The organism is Mycobacterium sp. 852013-51886_SCH5428379, from assembly GCF_001665575.1.
Classification (GTDB): Bacteria; Actinomycetota; Actinomycetes; order Mycobacteriales; family Mycobacteriaceae; genus Mycobacterium.
The window spans coordinates 1-18431 of record NZ_LZSU01000051.1 but is presented as its reverse complement, the minus strand read 5'-3'; the positions used below and the strand labels follow the sequence as shown (position 1 = coordinate 18431).

19 protein-coding genes are annotated in these 18431 nt (G+C 68.4%); 4 read left to right on the top strand and 15 right to left on the bottom strand.

Going from position 1 to position 18431, the window contains the following annotated elements:
- Positions 1 to 6 precede the first annotated feature (6 nt).
- From A5757_RS20215 to A5757_RS20155, 13 genes are all read right to left on the bottom strand, one after another.
- On the bottom strand, positions 7 to 1254 hold the full coding sequence (locus A5757_RS20215; protein ID WP_066837778.1) for a cytochrome P450: 1248 nt from the start codon (positions 1252 to 1254) through the stop codon (positions 7 to 9).
- A gap of 4 nt (positions 1255 to 1258) precedes the next feature.
- Positions 1259 to 1453 carry a ferredoxin gene (locus A5757_RS20210; RefSeq protein ID WP_066837776.1) on the bottom strand — a complete coding sequence of 65 codons (195 nt, stop codon included), beginning with the start codon at positions 1451 to 1453 and terminating at the stop codon, positions 1259 to 1261.
- A complete protein-coding gene (locus tag A5757_RS20205; protein WP_066837774.1) occupies positions 1453 to 2184 on the bottom strand; it encodes a TetR/AcrR family transcriptional regulator in 732 nt (243 codons plus the stop codon). The genes A5757_RS20210 and A5757_RS20205 overlap by 1 nt, the downstream gene beginning before the upstream one ends.
- Positions 2181 to 2996: an SDR family NAD(P)-dependent oxidoreductase gene (locus A5757_RS20200; RefSeq protein ID WP_066837772.1), complete on the bottom strand. Its 816-nt coding sequence runs from the start codon at positions 2994 to 2996 to the stop codon at positions 2181 to 2183. Before A5757_RS20200 ends, A5757_RS20205 begins: the two co-directional genes overlap by 4 nt.
- A 103-nt stretch (positions 2997 to 3099) precedes the next feature.
- A complete protein-coding gene (locus tag A5757_RS20195) occupies positions 3100 to 3936 on the bottom strand; it encodes an alpha/beta fold hydrolase (RefSeq protein WP_066837769.1) in 837 nt (278 codons plus the stop codon).
- Positions 3933 to 4514, bottom strand: coding sequence for an NADPH-dependent FMN reductase (locus tag A5757_RS20190; RefSeq protein ID WP_066837766.1), 582 nt, complete (start codon positions 4512 to 4514; stop codon positions 3933 to 3935). Before A5757_RS20190 ends, A5757_RS20195 begins: the two co-directional genes overlap by 4 nt.
- A gap of 10 nt (positions 4515 to 4524) precedes the next feature.
- Positions 4525 to 5514 (bottom strand): cyclase family protein, encoded by a 990-nt coding sequence (locus tag A5757_RS20185; protein WP_066837763.1) that lies wholly within the window; start codon positions 5512 to 5514, stop codon positions 4525 to 4527.
- A 2-nt stretch (positions 5515 to 5516) separates the two neighbouring features.
- Entirely contained in the window at positions 5517 to 6341 is an 825-nt protein-coding gene (locus A5757_RS20180; RefSeq protein ID WP_066837761.1) for a coniferyl-alcohol dehydrogenase, read from the bottom strand.
- Complete coding sequence (locus A5757_RS20175; protein ID WP_066837759.1) at positions 6342 to 7661, bottom strand: LLM class flavin-dependent oxidoreductase; 1320 nt, start codon at positions 7659 to 7661, stop codon at positions 6342 to 6344.
- Positions 7658 to 9400: an FAD-binding protein gene (locus A5757_RS20170; protein ID WP_066837757.1), complete on the bottom strand. Its 1743-nt coding sequence runs from the start codon at positions 9398 to 9400 to the stop codon at positions 7658 to 7660. Before A5757_RS20170 ends, A5757_RS20175 begins: the two co-directional genes overlap by 4 nt.
- Positions 9397 to 10314, bottom strand: a complete 918-nt coding sequence (locus A5757_RS20165) for a 3-carboxyethylcatechol 2,3-dioxygenase (protein WP_066837754.1) — start codon at positions 10312 to 10314, stop codon at positions 9397 to 9399. Before A5757_RS20165 ends, A5757_RS20170 begins: the two co-directional genes overlap by 4 nt.
- Positions 10262 to 11935 (bottom strand): bifunctional 3-(3-hydroxy-phenyl)propionate/3-hydroxycinnamic acid hydroxylase, encoded by a 1674-nt coding sequence (locus A5757_RS20160; RefSeq protein WP_066837752.1) that lies wholly within the window; start codon positions 11933 to 11935, stop codon positions 10262 to 10264. The genes A5757_RS20165 and A5757_RS20160 overlap by 53 nt, the downstream gene beginning before the upstream one ends.
- Positions 11932 to 12798, bottom strand: coding sequence for an alpha/beta fold hydrolase (locus A5757_RS20155; protein WP_066838670.1), 867 nt, complete (start codon positions 12796 to 12798; stop codon positions 11932 to 11934). The genes A5757_RS20160 and A5757_RS20155 overlap by 4 nt, the downstream gene beginning before the upstream one ends.
- A 106-nt stretch (positions 12799 to 12904) precedes the next feature.
- Between A5757_RS20155 and A5757_RS20150 the strand changes: the two genes are divergently transcribed.
- Positions 12905 to 13612 carry an IclR family transcriptional regulator gene (locus A5757_RS20150; RefSeq protein WP_066837749.1) on the top strand — a complete coding sequence of 236 codons (708 nt, stop codon included), beginning with the start codon at positions 12905 to 12907 and terminating at the stop codon, positions 13610 to 13612.
- Positions 13613 to 13637: 25 nt separating this feature from the next.
- Entirely contained in the window at positions 13638 to 15263 is a 1626-nt protein-coding gene (locus A5757_RS20145) for an FAD-dependent oxidoreductase (protein ID WP_066837745.1), read from the top strand.
- Here the strand turns inward: A5757_RS20145 and A5757_RS20140 are convergent.
- The gene (locus tag A5757_RS20140) at positions 15249 to 16121 is read right to left on the bottom strand and encodes an ArgK/MeaB family GTPase (protein ID WP_066837742.1); all 873 of its coding nucleotides are present in this window, start codon (positions 16119 to 16121) and stop codon (positions 15249 to 15251) included. The two genes, A5757_RS20145 and A5757_RS20140, sit on opposite strands and share 15 nt — an antisense overlap.
- A gap of 167 nt (positions 16122 to 16288) precedes the next feature.
- Between A5757_RS20140 and A5757_RS20135 the strand changes: the two genes are divergently transcribed.
- Entirely contained in the window at positions 16289 to 17053 is a 765-nt protein-coding gene (locus tag A5757_RS20135; protein ID WP_066837739.1) for an SDR family NAD(P)-dependent oxidoreductase, read from the top strand.
- Positions 17050 to 17793 carry an SDR family NAD(P)-dependent oxidoreductase gene (locus A5757_RS20130; RefSeq protein WP_066837736.1) on the top strand — a complete coding sequence of 248 codons (744 nt, stop codon included), beginning with the start codon at positions 17050 to 17052 and terminating at the stop codon, positions 17791 to 17793. The genes A5757_RS20135 and A5757_RS20130 overlap by 4 nt, the downstream gene beginning before the upstream one ends.
- A gap of 2 nt (positions 17794 to 17795) precedes the next feature.
- Here the strand turns inward: A5757_RS20130 and A5757_RS20125 are convergent, their stop codons facing one another.
- Positions 17796 to 18353, bottom strand: coding sequence for a TenA family transcriptional regulator (locus A5757_RS20125; RefSeq protein ID WP_066837733.1), 558 nt, complete (start codon positions 18351 to 18353; stop codon positions 17796 to 17798).
- Positions 18354 to 18431: the final 78 nt, after the last annotated feature.

Below are 18431 nucleotides of genomic sequence, written 5' to 3'. Positions count from 1 at the left end.
GGCCTGTTACCAGGTCACGGGAAGTTCGTAAACGCCGTAGGCGAGGCGGTCGTGTTTGAACGGCACCTCGTCGAGCGGGACCGCGAGGCGCATCGTGGGGATGCGGCGCAGCAGCGTATGGAACACGATCTGCAGTTCGGCACGGGCGAGCTGCTGACCGACGCACTGGTGGCGGCCGTACCCGAAGCCGAGTTGCGCTCCGGCGTCGCGGCTCAGGTTCAGCTTGTCGGGTTCGGGATAGGCCTGGGCATCCCAGTTTGCCGGGGCGAGATCGATGATGATGCCCTCGCCGGCGCGGATCGTCTCCCCCGCGATCTCGATGTCGTCGAGCGCGACGCGGCGCTGTCCGTTCTGGATGATCGACAGATAGCGCATCAACTCCTCGACGGCGTTGGCGATGACCTTGGGATCGTCTGCCTCACGCAGGAAGTCGGCTTGCTCGGGGTTCTCCAGCAGCGCGAGGATGCCGATGCCGATCATGTTGGCGGTGGTCTCGTGGCCGGCGATCAGCAGACCGGTGCCCAACTGCGCGGCCTCCTTGACGCTGATCTCGCCGGCGGTGACGCGCTCGGCGAGGTCGGACACCGCATCCTCGGCCGGGTTCTTCTGCTTCTCCTCGACGAGGTTGATCAGGTACTGGTGCAGGCTCATCGCACCCTTTTGCATGGCGTCCGCGGCGGCGAAGCGGGCAAGTCCGGCGTTGGCGTGTTCCTGGAAGAACTCGTGATCCTCGTAGGGGACGCCGAGCATGTCCGATATCACCTTGGTGGGCACGGGAAGGGCGAGTTTGGCCACCATGTCGGCCGGCTGGGGACCGGCCAGGATCGCGTCGATGCATTCGTCGGTCACCTGCTGGATCACCGGCCGCAGATTCTCCACCCGGCGGAATGTGAACGGCTTGGACAGCATCCGGCGGAACCTGGTGTGCTCTTCGGCATCTGAGGTGAACACCGAACGCGGCCGCTTGTCAACGGTGGAGAGCATGTGTTCGTTCCAGTGCGGGAAGCCCTCGATCCGGTCGTCGACGCTGACGCGGGAGTCGGCGAACAGTTCGCGGGCGACCGAGTGACCGGTGATCAGCCACGGCGTGGTGCCGTTCCAGATGCGCACCCGCGACAGGGGTTTCGTCGTGGTCGTCTCGAGCATCTGCCGCGGCGGCGCGAACGGGCACCGCGCGTCGCGCTCCATCGGGTACTCCGGGACCTCTGGGGTCTCCGGGGAAGCCTGTGCTGCTCCGGTCAAAGTGTCCGACACGTATTCACTCCTCGAGATGGATGGCCAGGGCCGGGCAGGCGGCTGCCGCATTGCGGACGTCCGGCTCCTGGTCGGTGGTGGGGCTGTCGACGAGCAGTTCGACCACACCGTCGTCTTCTCGCTGGTCGAAGACGTCGGAGGCGTTGAGCACGCACTGTCCGGATGACACGCACTTGTCCTGGTCGACGACGATCTTCATCACGGCTCCTCGCTGACCGGGGCCTGCCACAGCCCGACCATGGCGTCGATGAGCCCGGAAGCCGCTGCGCTCCAGGAGGATCGGGGAACCGGGGCGCCCTTGGCCAGACCGCGTTCACGATCGGCGCAGCTGTGCATCAAGAGGTTGCGACCCATCACGTTGCGTTCAGCGCGGACGTCAGCGGGCAGCTCGGGCAGGCACGTGCTGATGCCTTCGATGACCTCGACCAGCGACGGTGAGGACAGGGCGTCCCGCACGATGATCGTGCGGTACGCCGGATCGGTCATGACCTGCGCGGCGAACCGGGCGTACCAGGTCGGGTTGCCCAGCTGCTCCAGATGATCGGTGAGCGGACGCACCAGACAGGCCACCCAGTCGCGCATTTCGGGCGCCGGGCCCAGTTCGGCGACCATCTGCTCGCGCAGTTGTTCGATCGGGCCGCGGTGCTTGTGCTCGATGGCCCGCACCAGATCGGTCTTGGTCCCGAAGTGGTAGCCGACGGCGGCGTTGTTGCCCTGGCCGGCGGCCTCGCTGACCTGGCGGTTCGACACCGCAAAGACCCCGTGCTCGGCATAGAGGCGCTCGGCGGCCTGCAGGATCGCCTCCTGCGTACCGGTCGCACGGTCTGCACGGGCCGCCCTGGCTGTGGTCACGGTCACAGTCAACCCGCTCGCGTTGGCTAAGTCAAGCGACTGATTTAAGGACTGTTCCAGTTCCCCGGACGGTGTCATCCGTCGCTTCCGGGTTTGCGCGGGATCACCTTGCCCGCAACCGTTCCGCCGTCGACCGGCAGCACGATGCCGGTGACGTAGCGCGACCTGTCGGTGGCCAGGTACAGCGCCGCCTCGGCGACGTCGGCCGCAACGCCCTCCCGCTTGAGCGGACGGTCGTTGCGCATCTGCTCGCGAATGCGGGCCTCGAACCGCTCCAGCCGCGCCTTGTCCTCGCCGGTGGCCGACGACGCCAGGATCGGGGTGGGGATGTTGCCCGGCGCGATGCAGTTGACGCGGATCTCGTAGTGCGCCAATTCGATCGCTGCGCACTTGGTGAAGTGCAGGATCGCGGCCTTCGACGATCGGTACACCGGCACCCCGCCGCCGGCCTGGATACCACCGATCGAGCCGAGGTTGATGATGGATCCGCCGCCGTGGTCGGCCATGTACCTGCCGGCATCGCGGGTGCCGGCCATCAGGCCGAGCAGGTTCACCCGCATCACCCGGTCGAACTCCGCGAAGTCCTCGTCGAACAGGCCGCGCCGCAACGGGCTGGAGATGCCCGCGTTGTTGACCATCACGTCCAGGGCGCCGAACCGGTCGACGGCAGCGGCGACCACCGCGGCGATCTGTTCCTGATCCCCGACGTCGGTGAGGCAGAACAGCGCGTCGGGACCCAGTTCCGCGGCGAGCGCCTCACCGAGTTCACGCTGCACGTCACCGATGACGACTTTCGCGCCCTCGGCGACGAAGCGCTCGACGATCCCGCGACCGATCCCTGACGATCCCCCGGTGACGATCGCGACCTTGCCCTGCAGTTCGCCGCTCACTGCCGCCCACACTCCCTGAGTCGATGTCCGCCCACATGAACATTTGGGCGGGAAAGTACGAGTAACTTCCGGCATTTCGCCGATCTCGACGAGCCGGACCCGGTCACGATGCCGCCACGGTTACGTCGGCGAGGAATTCGACGAGCAACCGGTCGACCTCGTCCGGGCATTCGAGTTGCGGGCAGTGGCCCGCGTTGGGCACCACGGCCGACCGCGCGCCGGCGATCTGCGCGGCGATGGCGGCGGCCCAACCCGGGGGCAGCAGTTTGTCGCGTCCGCCCTCCACGATCAGGGTGGGCACGTGGATCCGCTCATAGGCGCGATCGGCCGACGGGGTCGACGGGGGTTCCAGCCCGGGCCGGCGGAATCGCGCCGCCGCCAACGCTTCCCAGGCTCCGGGCGCGATGCTGGACTCGTAGCGCCGGTCGACGTAGTCGTCGTCGGCCGGATAGGACGGGTCGGCGAACAGGGCGGTGACGATCCTGCGCATCCCGTCGCGCGTCGCGTCGTATTCGTAGAGTGCGGCACTGTGTTCGTTGCGCTGGATCTCACCCCCGCCACAGATCGCGACGAGGCTGCGCGCCGGCAGGAGGGGTTCCTCGGAGGTGGCGTCGACGAGCAAATTGATCGCCCCCATCGAGTTGCCCACGAAGTGGGCTTGGTCGACGCCGATGACCTCACAGAACCGCGCGATGTGTCGGATTCGCAGCCCGCGTCCGTCGTTGAAGTCGATGACCTTCGCCGAACCGCCGAAGCCGAGCATGTCCGGCGCGAGCACCCGGTAATGCTCTGCGAGTGCGTCGATGGTGCGCTCCCAGCCGAGTTCGGCAGTGGCGCCGAACTCCCCGCCGTGCAGCAGGACAACCGGATCGCCCTGTCCCGCGTCGAGATAACTGGTAGTCAGCCCGTCGACGGCGACGGTGCGCCGCGCAGCCTTCACGTGGCGCTCCGGTGCGCCTGCGCGAAGGTCAGCACCTGGCCGGCGAGCATGTCGAGCTGGTTGCGCACCGGCTCGTCGACGAGTTCACCCGCCTCGTCCCAGATCCTGTCGGCCGAGTTGATGGCCACGCCCAGCGGCGTCGGCCACGCGCGCAGCGCATGACCGATCGAGCGCAGCTGCCCGAGCGTGCCGACCGCGGCCTGCCACCCGTAGGCACAGCTGATGCATCCCCACGGCGTGTTGTCCAGATACACCCGCGGGTCCTCCCGCAGGTCCTCGATGTAGTCGAGCGCGTTCTTGACCAGGCCGGAGACGGCACCGTGGTAGCCGGGGGATCCGACCACGACCGCATCGGCATCCCGCAGTGCGGCAACGAGTTCCAGTGCACCGGGGGTGCGGTCGAGCGAGTGCGGGGCATACATCGGCATGTCCAGATCGGGGCCGGCGAACATCCGGGTGCGCCCGCCCTGCCGTTCGACCGCCTCCAGGCAGTACCGCACCGCGCGCTCGGTCGACGAGTTCGCGCGCAGTGTGCCGCCGAGGCCGACGACGAGCGGGCCCTCCCCTGCTGCGGTCATGGCGTTCCTCTCACTTGATCGCGATCGGGTTGAGCGGTGCGCCCACCGCGCCGGTGACGCGCAACGGCGGTGCGACGAGCTGGAATTCGTAGACGCCGTCCGCGGCGCAGTCCGCGGCCAACGCGCCGAGATCCCAGTACTCCCCGAGCATCAGACCCATGTCGCGCAGGCACAGCATGTGCATCGGCAGGATCGTGCCCTCGACACCGGATGCCGGATCCTCGACCATCAGGTTGTCGGCGGCGACGGCGGCCACCTCGCGTTCGTGCAGCCAGGACGCGCACCGCCAGTCGAGTCCCGCATACGGTTCGGTGCCGTCACCGGCTTCGAGGAACCTGTCCCACCATCCGGTGCGGATCAGCACGATGTCGCCGCTACCGACGGAAACCCCCTGGGCGTGTGCGACTTCGTCGAGTTCGTCCGGGGTGATCGGCTGCCCGTGTTCACAGAACACGTCGGCGCCGCGGTGCCGCACCAGGTCGAGCAGTACCGCGCGCGAGGTGATGCCCTTGCTGTCCACCTTGTCGATACCGCAGTGGAAGGCGCCCTGGCTGGTCACCGAATCGGCCGGGAATCCGTTGTAGAGCTTGTCGTCGTAGTAGACGTGCGACAACGCATCCCACTGCGTCGCGGCCTGCAGCGGCATGATGATCATGTCGTCGTTGAACCGGAACGGGTTGTCGACGAAGTATCCCGCCAGCTGTTGAGCGACGGTGTTCTTCAGCCACTGCGGGCCGTACTGAACCAGTGTGTGGGCGTCGCCGCCGTCGACCGTCATCACGTGCATCGGATTGGGCCGGTACTGGAATGCGCCCTGCGGGCCCGCGGAGCCGAAGTCAACGCCGAGCGGGAACACTTTGCCGTGCCGGACCAGGCCGGCGCCTTCGGCGACCTTCTCGGGCGTGATGAAGTTCAGCGTGCCCAGTTCGTCGTCCGCGCCCCAGCGCCCCCAGTTGCGGACGGCCTCGCCGGCCCTGCGGAACTCGTCGAGTGTGGCCAACGTCAGTGTCCTTCCGATGTCGCATCAAGGGTCGCGGCCACCCGGCCCGCGAGGTTTCCACCGTCGACCCAGATGACCTGGCCGGTGATGTAACTTGCCGCGTCGCTGCCGAGGAACAGCAGAACGGCGGCCTGCTCCTCCGGTTCCGACACCCGGCCCAGAGGTTTCGGAATGTCGTCGAGGAACGCCGACCCGTAGGCGGTCCGCAGCTGGTCGAGGATCGGGGTCTCGGTGACACCCGGGCCCGTGCAGTTGATGCGGATGCCGCGGGCACCGAGTGGCCCGGCGCTGCGCATCGTGTAGAGGATGAGCGCCTCTTTGGCCAGCCGGTATCCGCCGTCGGCGAGGGCCTCGGGATGGTCACCGCACCAGGCGATTCCGTCCTCCATGGTGGGGGTGCGCACCAACTCGCCGGTGGTCTGCGCATTGTCGAGGTACGCCGCGGCGGCCAGGGAGGACACGCTGACGACGGCCGACCCGGTGCGCAGCCGCGGCAGCATCGCCTCGGTGAAATGCCGGGCGCCCAGGAAGTTGATCCGCACCACCAGCGGTGGGTCGCCGATCCCCGAGGACACCCCCGCGACGTTGAACACCACGTCGACGTCGCCGCCGATCGCGGCGACCGCATGGTCGATCGAGGCCTGATCGGAGAGGTCCATCTCGACGAACTCGTCGAGATCGACTGCCGGTCGCCGCATGTCCAGACCCACGACCTGCGCACCGAGTTCGCCCAGCTGGCGGACCAGGTGCGCGCCGATGCCCGACGCGCACCCGGTGACGACGACGCGCTTACCGTCGTAACGCCACAGCTGTTCGATGCCTCCCACCTAGCCGGAGACTTCCTTGACCGCCCTGGCCTGCTTCTCCTGCTCGGCGGCCTTGACGCGGCCCTCGTTGATCTCGGCCATGGCCTCCGGGATCTCACCCGCGGTGAACTTTCCGCCGCGGCCGGTGGGCAGCCCGCCGAACGAGTACGTCTCGTCGAACAGCGGCGCCTCCGAGGGCTGCCGGCGCGCCTCGACCTTCTCGATGACCGGCGCGAGCCGCTTGGCCTTGTCCGCCACAGCTTTGGCGTCGCGCTCGATGAACTCGGGCAGGATCTCCTTACCCATGATCTCGATCGACTCCATCGTGCCCTCGTGGCTGCGCGGATTGAGCAGCAGGATGATCTCGTCGACACCGCTGGCCTCATAGCCGCGCAGGAACTCGCGCACGGTTTCCGGTGAGCCGATCGCGCCGCGGCCAGGGCCGTAGGCCAGCGTGGGGTCCTCCTTGACGGCGTCCTCGTACAGCTCCCACACCCCGGTGCGGCCGGGCGTGTGCATGCCGTTGACGTAGTAGTGCATGATGCCGAACGAGAAGAAGCCGCCGCCGATGCCGAGCCGCTTGAGCGCCTCGTCGTCGGTCCTGGCCACCATCATCGACAGATCGCCGCCGATCGCCAGGATGTTGGGGTTGATCGCCGGGGTCACCGGGGCGCCCTGCTCCTCGAACTCCTTGTAGTACCCGTCGACGCGGGTCTTGAGCGCTTCGGGACCGGTGTAGGCGAAACTCAGTGCGCCGATGGCCTTCTGGGCCGCCATCTGGACCGACGACGGACGGGTGCAGGCCACCCACACCGGCGGATGCGGGCTCTGCAGCGGCTTCGGGATCACGTTGCGGGCCGCCATCTCGACGTGCTCGCCCTTGAACCCGGTGAACGGCGCCTCGGTCATACAGCGGATCGAGACCTCGAGGGCCTCCTCCCACATCGATCGCTTGTCCGCGGGGTCGATGTTGAAGCCGCCGAGTTCGGCGACCGACGAGCCCTCACCGGTGCCGAACTCGACGCGACCGTTGGACAGGTGGTCCAGCGTGGCGATGCGCTCCGCGATCCGTGCGGGGTGGTTGATCGGCGGCGGCAGGTGCATGACGCCGAAGCCCAGACGGATGTCCTTGGTGCGCTGGCTCGCCGCGGCCAGGAACATCTCCGGCGCGGTGGAGTGGCAGTATTCCTCGAGGAAGTGGTGCTCGGTCAGCCACACGGTGGAGAAGCCCGCCTTGTCGGCGGCCTCCACCTCGTCCAGGCCGTGCTGGAACAACTGGTGTTCGTCGTCTTCCGACCACGGCCGCGGCAGCGGGAATTCGTAGAAGAGCGAGATTTTCACGTGCTACCTCCGGTTGGGGTGGGCGTCGGACTGGGGTTGTTGACCGCAAGATGTCTGGCGGCGACGTAGCCGAACGCCATGGCGGGGCCGATCGTCGCTCCCGCGCCGGCGTAGCTACGGCCCATCACCGCCGCGGAATTGTTGCCGACGGCGTAGAGACCCGGGATCGGCGAATCGTCGTCGCGCAGCACGCGGGCGTGCTCGTCGGTGCGCAGACCCCCCGACGTGCCGAGGTCACCGAGGATGATCTGGAACGCGTAGTACGGCGGTTCGCCGAGGGGGTGCAGATTCGGGTTGGGCAACGTCGGATCGCCGTAGTAGTTGTCGTAAGCACTGTCACCGCGGTTGAAGTCGTCGTCGTGACCGCCGTGGGCCAGCGCGTTGAAGCGTTCGGCGGTGGCGCGCAGGTTCTCCGGCGGTACGCCGATCTGGCGGGCCATGTCGTCCCAACTGTGTGCTTCCTTGACCACCCCCGAGTCCAACCAGGCCTTGGGCACCTTCCAGCCGGTCGGCACCGGCGCGAACGGCACCTTCGGGATGGGCAGGTGGCCGCCGACGACGTAGCGGTGGAACGAGCGGATGTCGGTGATCAGCCAGCACGGGATGTGGGTGGTGCCGGACTGCTGACCCTCGATCATCGCGTGCGCGAAATCCATGTAGGGCGCGGCCTCGTTGATGAACCGCTTGCCGTCGCCGTTGACGACGAACTGGGCGGGCATCATGCGTTCGTTGAGCATGAACTGCAGCCGGCCGTCGGGCCAGCACATTGCGGGGAACCACCAGGCCTCGTCGAGCAGTTCGGTGGCCGCTCCGACCTTCTCCGCGGCCCGGATACCGTCGCCCATGTTGGCCGGATTGCCGAAGCTCCAGTCTTTCTCGAGCAACGGCAGATGCTGTCGGCGCCACTCCATGTCGTGGTCGAACCCACCAGCGGCCAGGATGACGCCGCGGCGAGCCCGGACGCGCACCGCCCGTCCGTCCTTCTCGACGACGGCCCCGATCACCCCACCCTCGGCGTCGGTGATGAGTTCGGTCATCGGCGCGTTGAGCCACAGCGGGATGTCCTGCTGTTTGAGCGCCAGGCGCATCCGCGCGGCCAGCGACTGCCCGATCGCCGCCATCCGGTCACCGAAGACGCGGGCGCGCACCATCCGCCAGATCAGCTTCACCAGCACCGCCTTACCGCGCCAGTTCTGCCGCACCTGGTAGAACAATCGAAGGTCCTTGGGCGCGAACCAAATCCCCTTGGGCGCCAGCGCCAGCGGCTGCAGCAGGTGCTGCTCCTCCTCGCCGAGGCGGCGCAGGTCGATCGCCGGGACGTTGATCGTGCTGCCGAGTTCGGAGCCGCCGGGCAGCTCGGGGTAGTAGTCGGCATAGCCGGGCTTCCAGACGAATTCGAACCACGGGCTGAGTCGCTCGAGGAACTCCATCATCTGCGGCGCGGCCTCGACGTAGGTGCGCAGCCGGGCGTCGCTGACCAGACCGTCGGTGATCTGCCTGAGGTAGCCGAACACCGCGTCGGGGTCGGGCGTGTAACCGGCGGCGCGCTGGGCCGGTGCCCCGGGTACCCAGATCCCGCCCCCGGACAGGGCGGTCGAGCCGCCGAAGTGGGCGGCCTTCTCGACGACGAGGGCATCGAGGCCTTCGGCGTCGGCGGTCAGCGCAGCGGTCATCCCGCCGCCGCCGGATCCGACGACGAGCACGTCGACCTCGGTGTCGTACGCGGGGTCGATACTCATGCCGGTACCGCCGTGCGGATCGCGAAGCCGGCGATGAGTTCGGGTGCGGCGCGGTAGAACCGCTGCTGGGTTCGGTATTCGCCGTAGGCCGCCAGTGCCGCGAATGCGGCCACCCAGGTGCGGATCTCGTGCCCGGAATTGCCGCCCTCCCGGGTGATGAACGGGTTGGACCATCCGTCGAGGTCGGTCAGCCAGCCTTCGTCGAGGATCTCGAGGAAGGACTGGTCCCAGGCGGGGTTCAGCGGCTGCAGTGGACTCTCCCCGTGGGCGAAGGTGTGTGCGGCGTCGATCACGGCGCTCTGGCGGGCCGCGCGCTGCTCGGGGCTCATCGGCGCGCCGTGCACGATGCGCTCCAGTGCCGCCGGCGGCGCGGTCGCCAGCGTGGGTACCGGCGGATCGTGGGACAGACCACCGGATCCGACGACCAGCACCCGCTTGTTCAGCGATCTCAGGTAGTTGCCGACGGCGGTTCCCAGCGCGCGGGTCCGGCGCAGCGGACCGAGCGGTGTCGCCACGGAATTGCAGAAAATCGGGACGACGGGACGCGCGGTGGCGTCGCCGAAGAGTTTCTCCAGCGGCTGCACAGTGCCGTGGTCGACGTCCATGCTGGCCGAGATCGCCACATCCACATCGGCTTCCAGCACCGCGGCGGCCAGCTCGTCGGCGAGCTCGCGCGGCACATTCAGCGGTCCGGCGTGGGTGCCGTAGTCGCCGACGCCCTGGGCTGAGGTGCCGATGCAGAACGGCGGCATCATCTTGTAGAAGAAGCCGTTGTAGTGGTCCGGGGAGAACGTCACCACCAGTTCGGGGTCGAACTCGGTGACGAAGCTCCGGGCTGCGGTCAGTTGGGCGTCGATGTCGTCAAGGAGTTCCTGCGACGGTCCCGGAAGATTGAGGAGCGGGCTGTGCGACATGCAGCACAGGGCGATTTCCGCCATGGTGACCATTGCCTCCTCCCTGGGTCAGATGTAGGACACCGAAGAGCGCGGTGCTGGTCTCGGGGGCACGCTGGGCGATGCAGGCGCCGGCGATGCAGCGGTCCGGACGCAGGAAGAGCACCGATTCGCTGTGCGCGTCGAACCACTTCTTCAGTGCACCGGTGGTGTCGCCGACGATGACCACGTCCGGATCGTCGTGACCGGTCCAGTGCAGCTGGGTGATCGGCCTGGCGGCGATGAAGCGTGCGCCCAGGGACCGCCACCGCTCGAAGGCGTCGGCTCCGAGCAGCGCACGGGGATTGTTGTTCCAGCACAGCACCGCGAAACCGGTGCCGAGCACCTCGTCGAGCAGGACATTGCGCTGGTCGCGGGTGTCGACGCGGGGCTGGATGAACAGCGTGCCGGTCGGGGATTGATCCGTCGGCGTCTGTGCATGGTGGACCGCGCCCTGTTCGTAGCGCGGCATCGGCTTGAACCGCATCTCGAGCACGTAGCGCTTCAGGGTGGGTACCACCGACGCACCGCGAATCACCTTGTCGCGCAAGCTCGCGATGTGCCGGTTGGTGGGCGAGATGACCCGGCCCACCAAGGTGGACAGATCGATCATCGCGCGGGCGTGCTTACGTCGTTCGACGTCGTAGGTGTCGAGCAACGCGTCCTCGGCCTGGCCGTTCACCACCGCCGCGAGCTTCCAGCCGAGGTTGGCCGCATCCCGGATGCCGCTGTTGTAGCCCTGGCCCTGCCAGACCGGCATGAGATGGGCGGCGTCCCCGGCCAGGAACATCCGGCCCTGGCGGAATGTGCCCGCGATGCGCGAGTGGTGGGTGTAGAGGCGGTGACGGATGATGTCGACGCGGTCGGGATAGGGCACCAGCCGGCTCAGCATGGACCGGATGAACGCCGGATTCTCGGCCTGCTCGTCGGTTTCGTGGCCGTGGATCATGAACTCGAAACGCCGGATCCCGTGCGCGATCGCGATCGAGGCGTAGGGCCGGGCCGGGTCGGCCCCCACCTCGCTGTTGGGGTGGCCCAAGGGGTCGTTGGCGAGGTCGACGACCAACCAGCGGGTCGGCGAGGTGGTGCCGTCGAACGACACCCCCATCAGGCGGCGGGTGGCGCTGCGTCCGCCGTCGCAGCCGACGAGGTAGCGGGCCTGCACCGTTTCTCCGGCCAGCTCGACACTCACGCCTTCGGCAGTCTCCCTGCAGGACAACATCTTCTGGCCCCAGTGCACCTCGACGTGTGAGAATCGGTCCAGGCCGACGAGCAGTTCGGCGTCGACCATGGGCTGGACGAATCCATTGCGTTTGGGCCAGCCGAACCGGGCGTCGGGGGGCGCCATCTCGGCGAGCAGTCGGCGGTTGCCGTCGAAGAATCGCAGGATCTGGTTGGGCACGGTGTGCGGAAGGACGGCGTCGACCAGTCCGATCGACTGGAAGGTGCGCAGCGCCTCGTCGTCGAGACCCACCCCGCGCGGGTAGTCGATGAGGGTGTCGCGCTCCTCGACGACCAGGGTCGACACCCCTTGTCCGCCGAGGATGTTGGCCAACGTCAGACCCACCGGGCCCGCGCCGACGATGACGACGTCCGCATTCACTGGCGCCCCCGCAGGAAGTCCAGGTGCAGCCGGTTGAAGGTCTTCGGATCCTCGTATTGGGGCCAGTGCCCGCAACCGGGCATCACCTCGAAGCGGGCCCCTGGGATCATCGACGCGATGCGGCGGCCCTCCTCCACGTCGGCGGTCGGATCGTCACTGGTCCATACCACCAAAGTCGGTGCGGTGATGGCGCCGTATTCGGCGGGACCGAGCAGATTTCGCGCGCGGACGTCGGGATCCTGCAGAGCCATGATGTCGCGCATCGCCGCGACGAAGCCCGGCTGGCGGTACACCCGCTGGCGGCTGGCCACGATGTCCGCGTAATCCTTTGTCTTGTCGGCCATCAGCCATTTGATCCGGGCGGACACGGTGTCCCAGTTCGGGTCCTCCGCAGCGGCCATCGACAGGGTGATGATGCGCTTCATCACCTCCGGATCGGCCTGCGAACCGCCTGCGGTGTTGAGCACCAGCCGCTGCACGCGGTCGCCGTGGTCGGACGCCAGGCGGGCCGCCACCCAGCCACCCAGCGATTCCCCGCTGATGTGAGCCTTCTCGGCGCCGATCGCGTCGAGGAAGCGGCGCAGGTGATCCACGTAGTGCCGAATCTCCAGGGGGTGGCCCGGCTTGTCGGTGTAGCCGTGGCCGAGCATGTCGATCGACCACGTCGAGAAGTGCTCGGCGTGCGCTTCGAGGTTGCGGACGTAAGCCTCGGCGTGCCCGCCGGATCCGTGCAGGAGCACCAGTGCGGGCCTGGCGGTGTCACCGGCGTGCAGATAGCGGGTGCGCACCCCACCGGCGTCGAGGTAACCCTGCGAGAAGGCGACGCCCTGCAGATCGCTCCACACGCTTTCGTGCTCTGCCACGACCCGCTCTCCCATCCTTGCCGGAAACGCCATTCTCTTCCAGTGATAACGACTTGTGCTAATATCGCTCACCAATGTGCATTATCTTTAGAGCATCACTCTCACGATGACGTCTGTCAAGGGACCTTCGGCGCCGATGTCGGCAAAACCGGCCGCGGGTTCACAGACGCTGGCCAGGGGTTTGTCGGCGCTGCAGGCGGTGGCCACCGCGCCGGCAGGACTGACCGTCCAGCAGGTCGCCGACCACGTCGGCGTGCACCGGACGATCGCCTACCGGTTACTCGGGACGCTGACCCAGTTCCGCTATGTCGCCAAGGGTGAGGACGGCCGCTACCGTCCCGCGACGGGCCTGGCACTGCTCGGCGCGTCGTTCGACAACAACGTGCGCACGCTGAGCGTCCCGGTACTGCGTGGTCTCGCGGACGAACTCGGCACCACGGTGTCCCTCCTGGTGGCCGAGGGTGACCAGCAGGTCGCGGTCGCGGTCATCGTGCCGACCAGCGACTCCTATCAGCTGTCCTTTCACGAGGGCAGCCGCTATCCGCTCGACCGCGGTGCTGCAGGGATTGCGCTGCTGGCGAGTCTGCCGCCGCGTGCCGGCGAACGCGATCTGGTCCCGCTGGCGCGCGAACAGGGCTGGATCATCACCCACGGCGAAGTCGAACCCAACACCTACGGGTTGGCCGTACCGGTGCGCCGCCGCCCGCCGTCACCGCCCACGTGCATCAACCTCATCTCCCACCGGGAGGACGTGGTGCTGGGCGGGCGGGACGCGGTGATCCGCGCCGCCCGGGAACTGGCCGCGATCATCTAGCCGATCCGCTCGAGGAGGGACGCGAATGAGCAACTGGGACCATGTGACCGACGTCGTCGTACTGGGCACCGGAGGAGCCGGACTGGCCGCCGCCCTGGCCGCGGCGGCGAACGGCGCCGCGGTGCAGGTCTACGAGAAGGCTGCGACCGTCGGCGGCACCACCGCCGTGTCCGGCGGCATCGTCTGGATTCCCGCGCACGACCGCAACCCCGGCGGACCGCTGCCCGTCGAGGACGCGCTGGCCTATCTGCAGGCCCAGTCGCTCGGCGTGATGGACGACGATCTGGTGGAGACCTTCGTGCGCTCTGGACCGGTCGTGCTCGAATTCGTCGAGTCCCACAGCGAGTTGAGATTCTCCGTCGCCGAGGGGTTTCCGGATTACAAGCCGGAACTGCCCGGCGGCAGGCCCGGTGGCGGCCGCTCGCTGTCGGCGGCGCCGTTCGACCTCAAGAGGCTCGGACGGTGGCACGACCGGATCACCTCGTTCCCGCCGGACTTCAGCAACGTCGGCATCGACGCCGAGACGCGGGCGCGCATCTTCGCCGCCGCCCCCGACGACATCGACCCCGATGCCGCACTGTGCGTCGCGGGCACCGCGCTCGTCGCCGGTCTGCTCAAGGGCTTGCTCGACCACGACGTCACACCGCATACCGACGCGCGGGCGCTCGAGCTGATCGCCGAGGACGGCCGGATCGTCGGCGTGCGGATCGAGATGGACGGCAAGCCGATTCGCGTCCGGGCCCACCGCGCGGTGGTGCTGGGCACCGGCGGTTTCGAATGGGATGCCGGTCTGGTCGAAGCGTTCCTGCGCGGACCGATGCGCGGTGCCGTCTCGCCGCCCAACAACACCGGCGACGGGCTGCGCATGGCGATGGCGCACGGCGCCGATCTGGCCAACATGGGCGAGGCGTGGTGGGTGCCGATCGTGCAGATCCCCGGCGACACGATCGACGGGCATCCGCGCAGTCGCAGCGTTCGGCTGGAGCGCACCCGTCCGCGCAGCATCATCGTCAACAGGGCCGGCAGGCGGTTCCTCAACGAAGCCGGTGAGTACAACTCGATGGCGGGCGCCTTCCAGTACCTGGACCCCAGACACGGTTACGTCAACGATCCCGCCTGGATCGTCTTCGACTCCTTGCATCTCAAGCACTACGGTTTCCTCGGCGTCGAGCCCGACGGCCCGGTCCCCGATTGGTTCTGCGCGTCGAACGATCTCGACGAGCTCGGCGCGAGGACCGGTATCGACGTCGCCGGTCTGGCCGCCACCCTGGAGAGCTGGAACGCCCACGTCAGCCACGAGCGCGATCCCGAGTTCGGCCGCGGTGCAAGCGCGTACGACGGCTACTGGGGTGATCCGCACGCGGCGTCCCCGGCGTTGCAGACACTCGGTCCGATCGACACGGCGCCGTACTACGCCGTGCCGGTATCGATCGGGGCGATGGGCACCAAGGGCGGGCCGCGTACCGACCGCGACGGCCGGGTGCTGCACGTCAGCGGGACGCCGATCCCGGGCCTGTTCGCCGCGGGCAATGCGATGGCCGGCGCCACCGGCAAGGCCTACGGCGGCGCGGGCGGCACGCTCGGACCGGCAATGGTGTTCGGGGTGCGCGCCGGCCACGCCGCCGCCACCGGACGATCACTGCCGATCTGAGTCGGCGAACAACTGCTCGGCGGCTGAATACGGATCGCCGCGGCCCTCGGCGACGATTCCGGCCAGCCGGTCCAGGTCGGGATGGGTGCGCAACAGGGTGTGGGCCAGCGACAGGATCTGGGTCCGTGCCCGCGCGACGCGCCGCTCGGCGGTGTCGGTGCGATGGTGGGCGTCGATCGCCGCCACCAGGTCCTCAACCCCCTCACCCTGCGCGGCAATGAGTTTGAGGATCGGGACCCCGACCTCACCGCGCAGATCGCGGACGGTCTGATCGGCGCCCTCGCGGTCGGCCTTGTTCACCACGACCACGTCGGCGACCTCGAGCAGGCCCGCCTTCGCCGCTTGAACCGCGTCTCCCGCACCGGGATTGAGCACCACCACGGTCGGATCGGCGATGGCGGCGATCTCGATCTCGGACTGACCGACCCCGACCGTCTCGAGCACGACCATGTCGTAGGCCAGCGCCGCGAGCAGCCGGATGGCCGCGGGGACGGCCGCGGCCAACCCGCCGAGATGACCACGGGTGGCCACCGACCGGATCAGCACGTCCGGATCGTTGATGTGCGCGGCCATCCGGATGCGGTCGCCGAGCAACGCTCCCCCGCTGTAAGGCGACGACGGATCGACGGCCAGCACCGCCACCCGCAGCCCACGCTGCCGGTAGGCCGTCACGAGTGCGGCGACGGTGGTGGACTTGCCGGCGCCCGGGGGTCCGGTGATACCGACGACCCGCGCGTGGTGCGCGTCCAGCGCGGCGAGCACCTCGTCGCGCCGTGCACCCTCCACCAGGCTCAGCAGGCGGCCCGCGGCGCGGGTCGACCCGTTGCGCGCAGCGGCGATCAGTTCGTCTACGTCCATGGACGCGTCCCGTCAACGGTGTGCATCGCTCGTCAGCCTAGGGTGCCGGTACTTCGATCACGGTCGTCGCGCCCATCCGCCGCCGGCCATAGAGAACTCCGTTCCAGATGTGGGCGAGAATGTTATTCTCGCAAACCGAGAGTGACGGTCGCAGGAAAGGGAACCATATGCAAATCGCCGGCAGTTCGGCAATCGTCGTCGGCGGTGCCGGCGGACTCGGCGAGGCCACGGTGCGCCGCCTGCACGATGCGGGCGCCAAGGTCGTGATCGCGGATCTGGCCGACGAGAAGGGCAGCGAGCTCGAGAAGGAACTCGGCGTGCGCTACGTGCGCACGGACGCGACCTCGGAGGAGTCGGTGAACGCCGCGATCGCCGAGGCGCAGTCGTTGGCTCCGCTGCGGATCTCCGTCGACACCCACGGCGGACCGGCCAGCGGCGGCCGGCTGATCGGCAAGGACGGCTCCCCACTGGATCTCGACGGGTTCAAGAAGACGATCGAGTTCTACCTGACTGCCGTGTTCAACGTCATGCGGCTGTCCGCCGCAGCGATGGCGACGACCGATCCGCTCGAAGAGGGTGCCCGCGGCGTCATCATCAACACCGCATCGATCGCCGGTTACGAAGGGCAGATCGGCCAACTCCCCTACGCCGCCGCCAAGGGCGGCGTGCTGGGCATGACGCTGGTGGCTGCACGTGATCTGTCTCCGTTGGGGATTCGCGTCGTGACGATTGCGCCCGGCACCATCAACACCCCCGCCTACGGCAAGGCCGCCGATCAGCTCGAACAGTACTGGGGTCCGCAGGTGCCGTTCCCCAAGCGGATGGGCCGCTCGACGGAGTACGCGCGGCTGGCCCAGAGCATCGTCGAGAACGATTACCTCAACGGCGAGACCATCCGCCTCGACGGGGCGCTTCGGTTCCCGCCCAGGTGAAATCGCTCGACGGCCGGGTCGCGTTCGTCGCGGGCGCCAGCCGCGGGATCGGCGCGACGATCGCCCGCGCACTGGCGGCCGAGGGCGCTGCGGTCGCGGTCGCCGCCCGCTCCGAGGTCGAGACCCGGCTGCCCGGCACGATCGGTTCGGTGGCGGACTCGATCACCGCGACGGGTGGCCGTGCGTTTCCCGTGGCCTGCGACGTCACCAGCGAGCAATCGGTCGAAGATGCGGTTGCGGCAACGGTGTCGGAGTTCGGCGGTATCGACATCCTCGTCGCCAACGCCGGTGTGCTGTGGCTGGGGCCGATCGAATCGACCCCGCTCAAACGCTGGCAGCTGTGCCTCGACGTCAATCTGACCGGCGTCTTCCTCGTCACCCGGGCGGTCATCCCCCACGTGCGCGCCAGGGGACGCGGTTCGCTGATCGCGGTGACCACCACCGGCGTCACGATGACCGAGCACGGGGCGAACGCCTATTGGGTGTCCAAGGCCGCCGCCGAGCGGCTCTATCTCGGGCTGGCCGCCGATCTTCGCGAGGACAACATCGCGGTCAACTGCCTGAGCCCGTCGCGCGTCGTGCTCACCGAAGGCTGGCAGGCCGGCGGGGTCGGTATGGAGATCCCGCCGGAGATGGTCGAACCTCCGGAAGCGATGGCCCGCGCCGCCGTGCTGCTCGCACAGCAGGACGCGGGCGGGGTCACCGGTACGGTGCAGCGCTCAGAACACCTCGTCCTGTGAAATCACGCCAGCGCCATGTCCCAGAACGCGATCTCGTGACGCAGCACGTCGGCGATCAGATCCTCGTGCTCGCCGGGGATGGCCAGCGTCTCGAGCGCGGCCACGTAATCGGCGAAGCCGGGCGTCGTCCAGTGGTCGGTGAACTCGGAGAACGGGGACGACGGCGCTGAGGCGTGCCTCCAGGCCAGCAGGTACACGCGCTCCAGCGCCCAGAGCGCGGTGACGGCGGCGTCATAGGGCATGGCGTCCATCCGCGAGAACAGCTCACGGTAGGCGAGCGTGGCGGGCAGCGCCGACTGGTCCAGGTCGATGCCCCGCTCGCGTGCTTGGACGTCGAACCAGTCGAGTTCGTCGACGAGCGCCACGCAGCCGCCGGCGAGTGCCGACTGGCCGGTGCGGGGTGCGCGCGCCAGCAGTCGGGCCTGGAAGCACAGCAGATCGGCCACGAACAACGCGTCCTGCACCAACCAGCGGTCGAACGCGGTGTCGCTGACGGTGCCGTCGCGCACGGCGTCGAGGAACGGGTGGCAGGTGGCTTCAGTCCACAGGGCATCGAGCATGCGTTTCTCCTATGTCAAGCCGCTGCCGTTTGGCAAGGCTTTGCTCGGTTGTTGTGGTCGGTGTGGAGGTGTCCGAAT

Coding starts and splice junctions, on each gene's coding strand:
- A5757_RS20210 (WP_066837776.1), bottom strand. CDS start 1,453: ATGAAGATCGTCGTCGACCAGGACAAGTGCGTGTCATCCGGACAGTGC.
- A5757_RS20205 (WP_066837774.1), bottom strand. CDS start 2,184: ATGACACCGTCCGGGGAACTGGAACAGTCCTTAAATCAGTCGCTTGAC.
- A5757_RS20190 (WP_066837766.1), bottom strand. CDS start 4,514: ATGACCGCAGCAGGGGAGGGCCCGCTCGTCGTCGGCCTCGGCGGCACA.
- A5757_RS20170 (WP_066837757.1), bottom strand. CDS start 9,400: ATGAGTATCGACCCCGCGTACGACACCGAGGTCGACGTGCTCGTCGTC.
- A5757_RS20165 (WP_066837754.1), bottom strand. CDS start 10,314: ATGTCGCACAGCCCGCTCCTCAATCTTCCGGGACCGTCGCAGGAACTC.
- A5757_RS20150 (WP_066837749.1), top strand. CDS start 12,905: ATGACGTCTGTCAAGGGACCTTCGGCGCCGATGTCGGCAAAACCGGCC.
- A5757_RS20145 (WP_066837745.1), top strand. CDS start 13,638: ATGAGCAACTGGGACCATGTGACCGACGTCGTCGTACTGGGCACCGGA.
- A5757_RS20140 (WP_066837742.1), bottom strand. CDS start 16,121: ATGGACGTAGACGAACTGATCGCCGCTGCGCGCAACGGGTCGACCCGC.
- A5757_RS20135 (WP_066837739.1), top strand. CDS start 16,289: ATGCAAATCGCCGGCAGTTCGGCAATCGTCGTCGGCGGTGCCGGCGGA.
- A5757_RS20125 (WP_066837733.1), bottom strand. CDS start 18,353: ATGCTCGATGCCCTGTGGACTGAAGCCACCTGCCACCCGTTCCTCGAC.